General features: G+C 37.9%; 14 protein-coding genes. 6 read left to right on the top strand and 8 right to left on the bottom strand.

Features of this window, described 5'->3' with window-relative positions:
* The first annotated feature begins 3 nt into the window (after positions 1-3).
* Together ybaK and QOW94_RS06070 are read left to right on the top strand one after the other, a co-directional pair.
* The gene (ybaK, locus tag QOW94_RS06075) at positions 4-525 is read left to right on the top strand and encodes a Cys-tRNA(Pro) deacylase (protein ID WP_283679371.1); all 522 of its coding nucleotides are present in this window, start codon (positions 4-6) and stop codon (positions 523-525) included.
* The gene (locus tag QOW94_RS06070) at positions 506-1237 is read left to right on the top strand and encodes a hypothetical protein (RefSeq protein WP_283679370.1); all 732 of its coding nucleotides are present in this window, start codon (positions 506-508) and stop codon (positions 1235-1237) included. The genes ybaK and QOW94_RS06070 overlap by 20 nt, the downstream gene beginning before the upstream one ends.
* Here QOW94_RS06070 and QOW94_RS06065 read toward each other — a convergent pair whose 3' ends face one another.
* The 3 genes from QOW94_RS06065 to QOW94_RS06055 form a co-directional block, all read right to left on the bottom strand.
* Positions 1238-1879 carry an HD domain-containing protein gene (locus tag QOW94_RS06065; RefSeq protein ID WP_283679369.1) on the bottom strand — a complete coding sequence of 214 codons (642 nt, stop codon included), beginning with the start codon at positions 1877-1879 and terminating at the stop codon, positions 1238-1240.
* Position 1880: 1 nt separating this feature from the next.
* Positions 1881-3272, bottom strand: a complete 1392-nt coding sequence (locus QOW94_RS06060) for a class II fumarate hydratase (protein ID WP_283679414.1) — start codon at positions 3270-3272, stop codon at positions 1881-1883.
* Between the two features lie 109 nt (positions 3273-3381).
* Entirely contained in the window at positions 3382-4389 is a 1008-nt protein-coding gene (locus tag QOW94_RS06055) for an aldo/keto reductase (RefSeq protein ID WP_283679368.1), read from the bottom strand.
* A 437-nt stretch (positions 4390-4826) separates the two neighbouring features.
* On the opposite strand from QOW94_RS06055, the gene QOW94_RS06050 reads away from it, so the two are divergent.
* Positions 4827-5159, top strand: a complete 333-nt coding sequence (locus tag QOW94_RS06050) for a helix-turn-helix domain-containing protein (protein WP_283679367.1) — start codon at positions 4827-4829, stop codon at positions 5157-5159.
* Between the two features lie 1027 nt (positions 5160-6186).
* On the opposite strand, the gene QOW94_RS06045 is transcribed toward QOW94_RS06050, so the two are convergent.
* The 3 genes from QOW94_RS06045 to QOW94_RS06035 all read right to left on the bottom strand — a co-directional run bounded on the left by QOW94_RS06045 (position 6187) and on the right by QOW94_RS06035 (position 8457).
* Entirely contained in the window at positions 6187-6672 is a 486-nt protein-coding gene (locus QOW94_RS06045; RefSeq protein WP_283679366.1) for a hypothetical protein, read from the bottom strand.
* 467 nt (positions 6673-7139) lie between these two features.
* Entirely contained in the window at positions 7140-7301 is a 162-nt protein-coding gene (locus tag QOW94_RS06040; protein WP_283679365.1) for a hypothetical protein, read from the bottom strand.
* 856 nt (positions 7302-8157) lie between these two features.
* Entirely contained in the window at positions 8158-8457 is a 300-nt protein-coding gene (locus QOW94_RS06035; RefSeq protein ID WP_283679364.1) for a hypothetical protein, read from the bottom strand.
* Positions 8458-8852: 395 nt separating this feature from the next.
* Here QOW94_RS06035 and QOW94_RS06030 point away from each other — a divergent pair, with 395 nt between their 5' ends.
* Both QOW94_RS06030 and QOW94_RS06025 read left to right on the top strand, forming a co-directional pair.
* Entirely contained in the window at positions 8853-9482 is a 630-nt protein-coding gene (locus QOW94_RS06030) for a helix-turn-helix domain-containing protein (protein ID WP_283679363.1), read from the top strand.
* 296 nt (positions 9483-9778) lie between these two features.
* Positions 9779-10591: a hypothetical protein gene (locus tag QOW94_RS06025; protein ID WP_283679362.1), complete on the top strand. Its 813-nt coding sequence runs from the start codon at positions 9779-9781 to the stop codon at positions 10589-10591.
* Between the two features lie 57 nt (positions 10592-10648).
* Here QOW94_RS06025 and QOW94_RS06020 read toward each other — a convergent pair whose 3' ends face one another.
* On the bottom strand, positions 10649-11425 hold the full coding sequence (locus QOW94_RS06020; RefSeq protein WP_283679361.1) for a helveticin J family class III bacteriocin: 777 nt from the start codon (positions 11423-11425) through the stop codon (positions 10649-10651).
* 274 nt (positions 11426-11699) lie between these two features.
* On the opposite strand from QOW94_RS06020, the gene QOW94_RS06015 reads away from it, so the two are divergent.
* A complete protein-coding gene (locus QOW94_RS06015; protein WP_283679360.1) occupies positions 11700-12539 on the top strand; it encodes a hypothetical protein in 840 nt (279 codons plus the stop codon).
* A 135-nt stretch (positions 12540-12674) separates the two neighbouring features.
* On the opposite strand, the gene QOW94_RS06010 is transcribed toward QOW94_RS06015, so the two are convergent.
* Complete coding sequence (locus QOW94_RS06010) at positions 12675-13478, bottom strand: helveticin J family class III bacteriocin (RefSeq protein ID WP_283679359.1); 804 nt, start codon at positions 13476-13478, stop codon at positions 12675-12677.
* Positions 13479-13831: the final 353 nt, after the last annotated feature.

The raw sequence follows: 13831 nt of genomic DNA, 5'->3' as shown, positions 1-13831 counted from the left end.
AAAATGTCTAAGAAAAAACAGAAAAAAGCTCACAAAACATTAGTTGAGCAAATCCTTGATAAAAACAAAGTTCCGTTTGAACAAATGGAATTTCCAACCCACCAAGAAGGCGACGTGGCCCAACTCAGCGTTGACCATATCGGCCAAGACGAGCACACGATTTACAAGACGCTCGTCCTCACTGGTAACAACACTGGCCCATTGGTTGGTGTCCTGCCAGTTGACGAGCATTTAAGTTATAAAAAACTCGCCAAGGCTTCCGGCAACAAAAAGGTCGGCATGGTACCGCTCAAAGACCTACTGAAAACAACCGGTTATGAGCACGGGGCCAACACCCCGGTTGGAATCTGGGAGAAATTCCACTACCCAATCTATATCGATCAAGAGGCCAAGGAGATGGGCCAAATCATCGTTTCATCTGGCCAAATCGGTCGGTCAGTCAAACTTGACGCTACTCAGTTAGCCGAACTCGTTAAGGCGGATTTCGCCGACATAAAGGAAGATAATGCTGACGATACTCATTAAAAACATTTTGCTGGTACTGGCACTTCTTTTGCTGGTGCCTTTTATCTATACCATAATTCTTACGCTGATTAATCGCAACACCAAACGGATGGTTGCGACCAGGTTTGGAATGAATGCTCAGCTGTGGTTAGGGTGTATTGGGATTATTATTCACGAAACCGCCCACCTGCTGACAGCACTGGTGTTTGGCCATAAAATTGACGGCTTTAGACTAATCAAATTTCCAAATAATGTGGACACATCCCTCGGCTACGTTAATCACTCGTGGAATAATTCAAACTGGTACCAAAAAGCAGGCAACTTTCTAATTGGGTTAGCCCCAACGTTTGCCTGCTCAATCACGATTATTTTGCTTGGCCACTGGCTCATCCCCACCGTCGCCAATCCAGTCACTGCCAGTATTCTCTCTGGCAGTCCGTTGGCCATTGAATGGAGTGGTCTCACCATCGGCAAGCTGATTATTTTCATCCTGCTGACCGCTAACATCTGCATTGGCGGCTTTGATCTCAGTAGTGCCGATTATGCTAACAGTAAGATTGGCCTTGCTCCGCTGATTATTGCCCTCGTCGTGTTGACATTGCTGATCAGTCTTCTCAGTGACTTCAATTCTGTGTTTGCAATTTTAGAGCGAGCCACTTTGATTTTAGCCGAAGTTCTAACCCTAAATTGCGGAATATCGGTGCTATTAAACCTAGTAATTCGCATTGTTTAACTACTTTTTGCCGTTCCACTCATCATAAAATTCGTCGAGAAACGCTAGCATCACCTGCTGGCGATTTGCGGCGATTTTTTTTGCGGTTTCGGTATTCATCTGGTCCTTCAATTTCAACAACTTCTCATAGAAGTGATTGACCACCGTATTCCGTTTGCGGTACTCGCTCTTGTCCATTTCTTGTCTGGGCATGATTCGAGGATCGTACATGATTTCGCCAAAGTGGCCGCCAAAGTAAAAAGTTCTGGCAATTCCAATCGCCCCAATTGCATCTAGGCGGTCAGCGTCCTGAACGATTTGTCCTTCGATACTGAGGTGGTGTTTTCCCTGTAAATTGGCGCTGAAAGACATATTATCGATGATTTCAAACACCTTGGTAGTGAATTCATCAGAATAACCCAATTCTGTCAACTTATCCTTCATAGCTTGCCGTTTCTTGGCGGGGTCAGTCGTCACCTTGTCGTCACTCACATCGTGAAGGTACGCAGCGACCAGTACTAACTCTTCGTCGGCTTGTTCACCTTCAAGGAGGCGCTCACTCAACCGCACCACTCGTTTGATATGGGTATAATCGTGCCCCGACGTTTCGTACCCCAGTTCAGACTGCACGTATTCATCAATAGCTCTTAGTTCCTTGTGCATCTCATTTGTCCTCTTTCTGTGCGTTTGTCATTTTTAGCGGATCGACCCAAACATCAAACTGGGCTTCGGTGACTAATCCGGATTGCAAAGCCGCCTGCTTCAAAGTCAGTCCTTCTTTTTCCGCAGTCTGGGCAATTTTGGCACTATCATGGTAGCCGATGTGGGGTGACAATGCGGTAACCGTCATCAATGAATTGTCCACCAACTCCCTCATTCTAGTGGGATTAACCGTCATCCCTGCGACTAGGTTAGTTGCAAAACTAGCGCTGGTCTTCGTCAGCAAGTCCGTCGACTCCAAGAATGTCTGGATAATCACCGGCTTGTAAACATTCATTTCAAAGTTACCCTGACTAGCCGCAATGTCAATAGTGACGTCATTTCCCATCACCTTGGTAGCGGCCATTGTTAGAGCTTCCGCCTGCGTTGGGTTGACCTTACCGGGCATGATCGATGAACCAGGTTCGTTAGCTGGAATGTGCAACTCACCGTAGCCCGCCCTGGGACCACTAGCTAGGAACCGAATATCGTTAGCGATTTTCATCAAGTCAGCAGCTAACGTCTTCACTGCTCCATGGACCACATTCAGTTCCGAATGCGCGGCTAACCCCGCAAACTTATTAGTTTCCGCAGAAAAATCAGCATCGTAATCTTCGGAGAGCAGCTCACTAATTCCAGACGCAAATCCAGGCACCGCATTAAGCCCCGTTCCAACCGCAGTCCCACCGATTGCCAAAAACCTTAAGCTGTCGTTTAGCTGGGTCAAGAACTTGATGTCATGATCTAGCATCGCAATCCAGCCACTAATTTCCTGACCAAACGTCAAGGGAGTGGCGTCCTGCAAGTGAGTCCGACCAATCTTTACGGTTGTCGCAAACTCACTTTCTTTGTTACTCAATTCGGTCCTTAATTCTTCAACCGCATCAATCAATTGGATTACCGCGTGATGGGCAGTAATGTTCATTGCCGTTGGGAAGACATCGTTGGAGCTTTGCCCCCGGTTTACATCATCGTTTGGTAAAATCTCAATTTGAGGATTCAACCGTTTGGCCATGTTAGCAACGACTTCATTGACGTTCATGTTGGTCTGAGTTCCTGAACCAGTCTGGTAGACCTTCAGGGGAAATTCTTGCCGTAATTGGTCGTCATCTTGACTCAATAGTGCGTCAACAGCTGCCACAATCAGCTCCGCCTTTTCACTATCTAAATTAGCCAACTTCAGATTAGTTTTCGCAGCATCCCGTTTAATTCTTAGTAATGCCTTGATCAATTCCAAAGGCATTTCTGGTCCCGCCTGAAAATTGTGCCTACTCCTCTCAGTTTGCGGTCCCCAAAGGGCTTCCTTGGGAATTTTAACTTCTCCAATCGTGTCTGACTCAACTCGGTATTCCATTATGACGCTCCCATCTTTTTTGCTTTACTCATATCATAGCTGATTTGATGGCAATAGAAAACCGGGGTTCCGTCAAACATTCAACGGAAAACCACCGGCTAGAATTTAATATTTACCACTTAATGGTATTTTGTTCACTCAGAATCTTGTCGATTTCAGCCAGTTCGGACTCACTAAAATCTAAATTGGCTAACGCCTTAACGTTGTCATCGATTTGTTCTGGCCGACTAGCACCAATCAGTGTGCTGACCACCTCTGGTTCCCGTAGGTTCCAAGCAATCGCCATTTCAGCCAACGTCTGGTTTCGGCTTTTGGCCACTTCATTTAGCTTCTTTACCGTTGCTAACGTTTGCTCAACTTGATCATCGCTTAAAAACGGACTGGTACTCTTCTTGGCCCGCGAATCAGCCGGAATTCCGTTCAAATACTTATCAGTCAGCAATCCTTGAGCCAAGGAGCTGAAACTCACAACGGCCTTTTTTTCCTGCTTGATAACTGGCAATAAGTCACTTTCAATCCCTCGGTTGAACATATTATATCGGGGTTGCGAAATGATAAACGGGGTTCCTAAGTCATCAAAAACCTTAGCAATGGCCTTGGTCTGAGCCCCGTTATAGTTAGAAATCCCAATATAGAGGGCCTTCCCTTGGGTCACCAACTGATTAAGAGCCCGAGCAGTTTCCTCAATTGGCGTTTCTAGATCAGGTCGGTGGGAATAAAAAATATCGACATAGTCTAATCCCAGTCGTTGCAAACTCTGATCAGCACTCGCAATGATGCTCTTCTTTGATGCCCAGTTACCGTAAGGGCCATCCCACATTTCGTAACCCGCCTTGGAAGCAATAACCAATTCATCCCGGTACGGTTTCATTTCAGTTTTCAAAATCTTACCGAAATTCTCTTCGGCACTACCAGGAACGGGACCGTAGTTATTAGTCAAATCAAAGTAGGTGATTCCGTTGTCGAACGCCCGTCTGACGATTGCCTTTTGATTTTCAAACGAGTCCACACTACCAAAGTTGTGCCATAATCCAAGTGCCAAGGCAGACACCTTGAGACCACTGTTCCCCACCCGGTTGTAGACCATATTTTGGTACCGATTTTTAGCTGCGATATACATAGTTTGTCCTCTTTACTTTCTGTTACGTTCTGTAAGTTTACCAATATTTCATATCTAAATAGGAAAAACGTCATTAAAATTTCATCTTATTATTGCATAATATACCATTGAATAAAACTATACATATAAGTATCCAACTGAGGGAGAGAATATAACAGCCATGAATATAATGTTACTTTTTACGTCAGTAAGTCTATTGGTCGGACTAATTTCAATGATCATTCGTATAAAGATAGGAAAAGCTACTCGTCTCTTCTGGTTTGCTTTAGGCGTGGGAGTGGTCTGCTTTATTATTGCGGTAACGTCATCTTTTTAACCGTTGTTAATTTTAATTGCGCAATTGCAACTCACCCTTAACACCTTTGTTTCAACGATTGCTTTACTCTCAAATACTACCAGATTATAATTTTTTTGAATTAGAAAGGTGAGATTGCCAAATGGATAATAAATTTAGTTCTCAACTAACCAAATTAAGGAAAAAGGAACAATTGTCGCAAACCGATTTAGCCAGCAAAGTTTTCGTTACCCGGCAATCGATTTCAAAATGGGAACGAGGAGAAGCCGTCCCAGATTTAAATACACTGCTTAAACTGACTGAAGCACTAAGCGTTGATTTGAATGAATTGGTGTTTGGTACAAAAGAAATTACGGCAGACAAATCTAAATCAGTAAACGAAAACCCATCGATTGAGGGTATCTGGAACTGGTTATCTGAATATTGGTTACCTGTTGTGGTAGCTATAATGACATTCTGCATATTGTACTTGTAAATTACAAAAATTGATAGTTTATACAAGCTAACAAGTCCCAAATGATTACCTCCTTTGCTTATGAAGCAACGTATTATCTTCATTAAAGATTTTAGGTAGATCAAGTGGTATACAGAAAACTGATTCACTATCAAAAAGCGGTTGCATCTTTCTCTTTGAGAATGCAATCGTTTTTTGAATCTTGAATTGTCAAATTAAGTACTACGTATCATTAAAGAATGATTCATACGGTGGATTGTAGGCAATACGCGAGACAGATTTTCACTTATTTAAATGAAGAAAATATTTATGCTATGTAACATGAATGAATCTTGACTTGCTAAGATTAAAACTTACACTATGGATGACAGACAACATTGATGTAAGTTCTTTAAGACAAAATGATGAAGGAGATGTCTTTAATGAGCAAATTTTTAAGCAAAATAGAATCCACTTTTTCCCAGATAAAAGAAGATAACAAACATACCTTCGCGACCAGAATTACAAAGGCTCAAAACTGGACGATTATTATCGCATCCTTATTTATTACCATGGGGTTAAATTTGATAGTAATATTTTCAATTAGAATTTCTGACTCCCTATTTTTACTACTCCCTTTTGCTTTGATACTTCAATTTAAGATTAACTACTCAATAGTAAACGGAATTATGTATCTCGGCCGCAAACTAGCAATTAGATATACTAGCCATCATCAAACTACATAACTAGTGCTGAAATTACAAAAAAGTTCTCTGTGTTGAGACTATCGAAGATACACCTAGTATGTTGGACACGGAACAACAAAAATTCTGATTTCATATACTAGGAGTTCTTTTGTTTGTACTCGATACCCCATTCAGCTTAATGAGTTACTTTAAGCGCCAAATTTGGATTATACACTTATCTTGATTAACCTTGTTTTTTATTATGATAGTAAACAAAAGCACCCTATAATCGTTAGATTTGTCTAGCAATTACGGGGCGGTTCACTTATCACACGAACCTATTTGCCTGCCTAAATTTCAAACTGAATTTACTAATTGAACAATCACCGAAACCGCAAAGTTTGGTTTAACTTATGCGATTCTAATCCATACCAAATCTGTGCTTTTCCGACTGCCAAGCTAGAAGTTGGACGATGATTAATTGTTGGGACCGCACGATTCCGATTTAATTTACCATAAACAAAATAGTTTGCTCTTTTAATCGGCATTAAATCATAAGTTGTTCGGTAGCGCAGCGTATTTAATAAGTATGTTCTAGTAACTAATGCTCTGTAATAAAAAGCGTTTTTTTGTAGAAACTGCACAATTAGCCTGGTCTTAGTGGTTCCCATCAAAATTAAATCACCTTCTCGATCAACTTTAGTGACCGTCCAATGATTGTTAAGTTTTTGATGATGTTGGTTAGCAATTCGAGTTAGACTGTGATTGCTGGGTGTCAAACGGTTTATTGTAATTCCAAAATTCAAAAGGCATAGTAATAAGATAGCAGCTGCACTAATCCATATCCCTTTTTGCTTTGCTTTCTCCATGTTATTGCCACCTTCTCGTATGTATGATGTTCCATTGACCCAAATACATTTTTTTAACGTTGCTTATTTTTATCTGGTAAGTGGAAAATGTAATAATCGCCAAAAAACTGCACTATATCAGTGCTGATAATGGTTGGAAATCGAACCACCCATTATAATCAATATAAACAAACCGCATTACTATCACGCCCATTCTATTAATACTAAAAATTTCAAATAACAACATGAATTAATAAGAATTATGTACCCATTTGGTGATAATATTACTATCTGATAAATATGTGACTATATCGTGATTAATGATTGAATGTTTCTTTAATATAGATTGAAGAAACAAAGAAGCCGTTCATATTGAGATTGGCATTTATCCAGACGGCGCAAGAGAAGTGGTGGAGATCATAATAGTTTGACCAAGCAGTTTTTAAGCTCATGACTTAAAAGCTGCTTTTATTGGATTACCATTGCTATTAATATGGCATGTTCAAGAAAGTCATGATTTCTGCAGCTTGCATGAGTGCAGACAAGATAAATACTAAAAGTAAAAACGCATCCGGCTTTTTATGCTGACATATTCTTACGATAATCCAAGCCAATGAAATAACAAAAAATACCAAACTTGTAGTTGGCAATACAACCACCTCCCTTAACTTTTTATTCAAGTATAGACCGAAAGATCCATATATAAACCGTCTCAACAGGTGGTTAATTGTTTTTTAATTTTAAGTAAGCACTTATTTTAAAGGGGGTCTACCACACATGAATTGGTCGCACAGACTTTGGTGGAGAGTACCATAAAAATTTGGACAAAACCTACACAGAATTAAAACGGTACATTCAAGATATGCTATATCTCTAATGATGATTCTCTAGCTAATATCTAAACTTAAAAATTCAGAACTATAGTAGGCTTAATTACTAATGAGTTTCTGAGTTTACAAATGACATCACGTTGGTTTGAAACACGGCAAAAAATAATATGCTTAAAAAGTTAATTTTCCTTTTATGCAGTTGTACCTGTAAACTTATTGGTCTATTATTCTAGTTGATCCGAAAGGGAGTGTTGGCGTTGTCACTTACGAGTTTGTTATTTTTTGTTATTTCACTAGTTTGGATTATTGTTCTACTATTTCAACACAAAAACCAGATGCGTTTTTAATTGTAGTGTTTGTATTATCCTTGCTGATGCAAATTTTTTCATTTTTAGTTTTTTGGAATATGCCATAAACACTAAAAATAATAAAAAAGCACCTGATTAAATAAAAGTCCACCAGAGCAGAATATTCTGGACTAGTCGACTTTTAAATAGTGATGTTGAACTTGAATTAACAGTTAAAGATTAACCTAAAACCCTTACTAAATATCATATCTATTCATATTCGGTTACTCCACAAGTCATCACATTATATTATGATCAAATATACGAATGGTATATCAGAATTCATTTACATAAAGTCAATAACTAATTAAGTGCAGAGACCGGTATTTTTACCAGGTGCTTAGTGCCATCAGTACAATTAACGGAGAAAAACATAACTCTAAAAATACAACACTTAGAATTCCGCCATCTGTGTATTTTTGATTGAATACTATACCTGCTATAGATTTAAAAATGCTTATCAAAAAAATCAGCAAGTAAGTATATAGAATAGTTTTGCTTATTATTCCATTCTGACCATTCCCTATAATTTTAAGAGGGCCTAATATTGCAATAGATGCTAAACAGAGGCAGTCAAGCAATCCCCATATATATATGTTATTTGTGGTTGGATGTAATATTTTTTTCATAGTTTTCTCCTGTCCTTCGTATTTAAATTACTATATAGTCATGTTAAATATAGTCTCTTTTTTATTAAGTTTACTCGTTGACGTTAGGTTATTTTGATCCTTAATCTATACATAATTAGACTTTATAGACGAAAGCAAATTCAAGAATCCACTGTCCACAAGCAACTGCTTTTTGGATTTGCTTCCAATAAATTTTGTTAACTTTTCAATAGTAATATTTCTCAAGCTTTTACCCATATATATCCCTCCTGTTTAATATTATTAAACGGTCAACCTATTACAAAAACAAGCTATGATTTTAAGACCCGCAACAAACACTGATATTATAGGATTGTGATAAAATGTTTTTTGTGATGCGTTTCTAATTTTTTGGCAATAATACTAGGAGAACAAATATGGAAATTTCCGAGAAATTAAAAATTCTTAGAGAAGAAAAAAATTTAACGCAAAAAGATGTTGCTACATATCTTGATTTATCTAGAAAGACTATTTCTGGATGGGAAAACCATCGTAGTTTCCCAGATATCAGTAGTTTAGTTAAACTAAGTAAGTTATATGGTATTTCGTTAGATGACTTATTAAACGATGAGAATATGCTTGATCATTATAAAGAGCAAAACTCTCGTAATAACAGACTTAACAAAGTATTCTTTATTGTATACGAGGTCAATTGTTTATTTACTTTTTTGTCGTATCTAAGATATTTTGGGCTATTTAATAATATTAAATTTATATTTCCGATTGTTATGTTAATTTGTTCGGTTGTTGTGGTTATAACTTATCCTGATTGGGGCATAATATCCTTCAAAAAAATGATTCTAAAAATTTTATTAGTTACTGGAGTAACTCTGATAGTATGCATATCGGAGCTAGTCTTTTTTGAAAAAAGTATTAATATCTCTTCCCAAAACTTAGTGTTCATAACTGGTGAAATAATTGGAAAAATAGTTTTTATGATTTTTCTAATGTTTGGAACTATTTGTGCGTTTATTTTAAAACCATCCTTCAGAAAAAGAACAAACTAAAGGCCACAATATATTTGATTGTCTCGTTCACAACTTTTAAGAATAGGGTCCATATTAAGTTATCGTCCCTTGGAAACGTTGTTAAAACAGCCCATCAAATCTATTCGATAGATTAGAGGGGCTGTTTTAACGTTATTCGGTTGAAAGTAACCCTATTTGTTATCATTTTTCCGGTACTTCGTTGAACGGTTTTTAATCCGGGAATAACTGGTTGTGTGAATCAACTTCGAATCCTGATGTGATTACCCTGTCTTCACGATATAGTATAATAAAGATAAACGATAGGAGGTGTTTTTATGAAATGGACCAGAATCGGTCTATTAGTACTTACGGTATCTTTACTTTTTACAATTACAAACTATTATAATTTACAGGCCAGCAGTAATTACCAAATTGTGAAAACAAAATACTATACTAGCAGTACGCCATTCCACGCCAAGAATCCTAAGCAAAATACTTATCTTTGGAATGCTAAACACACAAAACGGCTACACAACCTCAAAAACTATCCTAACTCTTTTTGGACACGTGCGAAGACAGTTATTATGCGGAAAAATAATAAATCTGCTGTTTATTACTACGTAGCAGGTATGACTCCCCACGGGACACCCAATCTTTATGGGTATGTTTGGCGAGGCTATTTAAAGCAGGGGTATAACCCTAATTATAAGGTTTGGAATGGCCTTGACATTAACTATTTTCTAAGTGACAAGGACTATCAGCGTTATATTAATCAATCACCTTCGCAAAACTTGAGCCGGAAAGTTTTGCATTTATTTCCTAATGCCCAACTTTCATTGAATTTGTCAAAATTAACGGCTTATGGATCAACTTTAACTGACTTTCAAAAGAAATTTTCGGATGTACTTATCGTTAAAGATGCCAACTATGCCTTTTACAATCCCCGCGGGAAAGTAACTTCTGCTAATCAAAAACTAACTGCAATTAAAACAGCTTTCGATGCGCATGGATATAACCAACAAAAGCGGTCAGCTTTGAATGACTATCAAATTGGCATCTATTACGAAAGTAATCGGCAAACCGGTGGCGTTCTTTCATATGACGACGGTTATTATGCTGGTGTAACGGTAGCTAAGCCACTAAGTTAACACACGAAAAAGCAACAACTCACTTTAGCTCTAATTTGTGAGTTGCTGCTTTTTAGGTTAGTTAAACGCAGACTTAGGGAATCGGTAGATTCGGTTCTCAACTGATGCTCCCGGATACATTGTAATTCCAATGAGTACATTATCACCTGACAATTGAATTGCTTCGCCTTCTGTTTGACCAGATACCCAATTTGAGTTATCAACTTTTTTATGAATTGGTGAAGTTGTGTTCCAGTTCACTCTGCTCAAAGCAATGCCGTCTTTTCCGGTTTTACTAGCTGATAAATAAACTGCATCGTTATCAGCTAATTCCGTTCCTTGGATTGATCCGTAATAAGACAGTGAAAAGACACTCTGGCTAATGAATCCTGGTTTTAACTTTTTCCCGGTGCTAGCATCTTTCACGACTTTTGTTTCACACCCTAGAGAAGGATTAGAAGTTCCAGCAACCTGATCCAACGCGTTGTTCAATTCCTCGTTATCATATTCTGTAAAGCTTGCTTTTCGTGGACTATCGGTATTGATTGTCATGATAAGCAATTTGGACTTATCGCTGGATAACGCCCCTTCTACTCGTAAGACGCTACCAATTGATGTTCCCTTATTACTCGCATACCGAAGACTGATTAAGCGAGTTGCTTGAGTATATTCTAGCGTTGTCCCTGATGAATATTGAACTCTTGCTAATTGAGTAGGCCAGTAAGTTAAATCTGGTTTTTTAGAATCCGCATTATCCTTATTGGTTTGGGATCCCCTAATAGCAATCCAGAAATACGGGGTTGCGTTAGCACCATGAGTGAAGTACTGCAATACCTGAGAATGGATTGTAGTCAATATGTGAGACAGGTTTTAAGAGATAATTAACGGTTTTTCCTTTTTTAAAGTTATGTGACGCTTCATGAACTTGGAGTTTTAATTATTTTCGTATCTAACTTACAAGGAGTGGCCCAAGAAGCCAATAAACGCCAATGATTTTTGTCTTAATTATATTAATTGAATTTTAAATTCACCACTTTTTCGATTTTGTCTTAGTTGTTTTATCGATTAATAAATTTTTTCAAACTGCTCCTAGCTATTAGATAATGTGGTTATTGAGGGGAGATTTAAAATGAATAAAAAATGGATTAACATACAAAAACAAATAAAATTCTTGATGCTATTAATTCCAAGCCTGCTCACTGGGTTTGCTACAACAATGATTAGCACTAGTGCTGACTCAGGGTATACAGTAGTCAAAAAAATGACTGGTAGTAATGCCAGCGTAGCATATCACTTAGCTAATAATTCCAAGAATGCTTATCTTTGGAACGGGACACATACGAAAGCTAAAGCTAACTTACGTAATTATAAAAATTACAGTTGGCGATATTATGGCAAAAGCGTGATCTTGTCCCACAATTCAAAAAGATCGGTTTATTACTATATTCAAGGAATCACGCCCAATGGTAATGATGGCAGTAAATTACGGGGGATTGTTTGGCATGGTTATCTAACCCCAGGTGTTAATCCCAACTATAAACAACTCAATAATATCAATTATCGTTATTTCAATACCGACACTGAATATTTAAATTACATTAAAAAATCACCATCGCAAAAACTGACCCGCGAAGTTTTAAAGCTGTTTCCTAATACTCAATTATCAATCAAGCTTACCAAAGCTTCTAACGGAGCCAGCCCTTGGGATTGGAATAGCCCGACAGTTGATGGCTACAAAAACATTCTTGAATTTCCAGTAGTCCAAAGGTATTTTAATAAGCGATTTTACAAGCCAAATATCTCTGATAACACTAGATTTAAGTTAATCAAAGATGGTTTAGATAAAAGTTATAGTCAAACAAAACGGAATGCATTGAGCCGATATCAAATCGGTATTTATTATTATAACAATCCTCACCGTCTTATCGATGATGAAGCTCCTGGATTTACCATTGCAATCCCGGAATAAATAGCGACCAGGGATATAAGTGTTATAGGTCGCTTTGTTTGTGTAACGTAAAAATCAGGCTCCGTCAAAGTTTATCCAAAATTTGACGGAGCCTGATTCATTTTAGGGGCTTATCATATGAACCTGTTTGTAGTACTAAAACTTAAAATTAGACTTGCTAATTGAATAGACGCGGTGTGGGTCCGCATTGCTGTGATGAAACTCAAGACCAACAAAAATTTTATTTCCTTTTTGTTGGATTCCTTCAGTTTCAACGTCTGTGATGTCATCAATACCGGAAAAACTAACGGTTTGCTCCTTGGTGAATTGCCAGTTACCTTTCATAATTTTTGGCTTCATTCCTGTATGACCACCAGAAATATACACAGCATTATCATCCGCAAACTCTAATCCTTGCCATGATTTATTAGGAACTTCCAAAGTACCTGGTTTAAAAACGTGTGCACTAACAAGATTACTTGTAAGATCAGCACATGAGACAGTTCCAGAAGCAGATGCATGTAGTTTTGCGCTAATCGTATCTACGTTGTAGGCCGATAATTGATAACTACCTGTGTCATCAGTAGCATTACTGGTCATAAACATTAGCCGTTGTTTCCCATCGTTAGTCCGGCTAGCGGTTGGTGTTGATGATAGCGCGCCATCAGCACGCGCAATCGAAAATGGTGCTTTACCGGTAAAGTTTGCTGCCACTAAGTTCGTCAATCGTGGTGCTTGGGTATAATCCCAGGTTTGGTTAGCCACAAACTGAATCTTTCCAATTTGGGTAGCCCAATATTCATCAGATGATGGGGTATTTTTGTTGTTCATTGCAACCCAAAAGTAGTCCTGGCCGTCAATGGGATCTTTGTAATATTCAAGAGTTTGGGAATGTCCAAAATTGGTTAATAGCATTTTATCCGTCATAACAATGTCTTTAGAACCATCGGTTGGTATCAATCCTCGTGAAAATACAACATTTTTAGGGTAGCTATAACACACACTAAAAGATTAAATCTAGTTCTAACCAGATTTTTCCTTACTTCCCAGTTTAATTAAAATCCAAACTATTCCGCCAATAATTGCAAAAGCTAACAAAAACATTATGGCTATATAAATAACATCGCCATAATAAACTATACCCAAATTCATAGAAATATCTCCGTTCTATTATTAGTTAATAATACTTGAATTTACAATTTAAGTGCAACAGTGACTAAAAAAAGGACCCATAGCTGGATTCCTGTAAAATGATGTTTGCGAAAACAATCATGAAAGGAATCTAGCTATGAGCCACTACAAGCATCTTACCA

The sequence above is a fragment of the Lentilactobacillus sp. Marseille-Q4993 genome (assembly GCF_951230165.1).
Taxonomy (GTDB): domain Bacteria; phylum Bacillota; class Bacilli; order Lactobacillales; family Lactobacillaceae; genus Lentilactobacillus.
This window is presented reverse-complemented; position numbering and strand designations above follow the sequence as displayed.

Bases quoted from the DNA above. Each gene is read 5' to 3' on its own strand.
- ybaK (WP_283679371.1), top strand. From the start codon at position 4: ATGTCTAAGAAAAAACAGAAAAAAGCTCACAAAACATTAGTTGAGCAA.
- QOW94_RS06070 (WP_283679370.1), top strand. From the start codon at position 506: ATGCTGACGATACTCATTAAAAACATTTTGCTGGTACTGGCACTTCTT.
- QOW94_RS06065 (WP_283679369.1), bottom strand. From the start codon at position 1,879: ATGCACAAGGAACTAAGAGCTATTGATGAATACGTGCAGTCTGAACTG.
- QOW94_RS06055 (WP_283679368.1), bottom strand. From the start codon at position 4,389: ATGTATATCGCAGCTAAAAATCGGTACCAAAATATGGTCTACAACCGG.
- QOW94_RS06050 (WP_283679367.1), top strand. From the start codon at position 4,827: ATGGATAATAAATTTAGTTCTCAACTAACCAAATTAAGGAAAAAGGAA.
- QOW94_RS06045 (WP_283679366.1), bottom strand. From the start codon at position 6,672: ATGGAGAAAGCAAAGCAAAAAGGGATATGGATTAGTGCAGCTGCTATC.
- QOW94_RS06035 (WP_283679364.1), bottom strand. From the start codon at position 8,457: ATGAAAAAAATATTACATCCAACCACAAATAACATATATATATGGGGA.
- QOW94_RS06030 (WP_283679363.1), top strand. From the start codon at position 8,853: ATGGAAATTTCCGAGAAATTAAAAATTCTTAGAGAAGAAAAAAATTTA.
- QOW94_RS06025 (WP_283679362.1), top strand. From the start codon at position 9,779: ATGAAATGGACCAGAATCGGTCTATTAGTACTTACGGTATCTTTACTT.
- QOW94_RS06015 (WP_283679360.1), top strand. From the start codon at position 11,700: ATGAATAAAAAATGGATTAACATACAAAAACAAATAAAATTCTTGATG.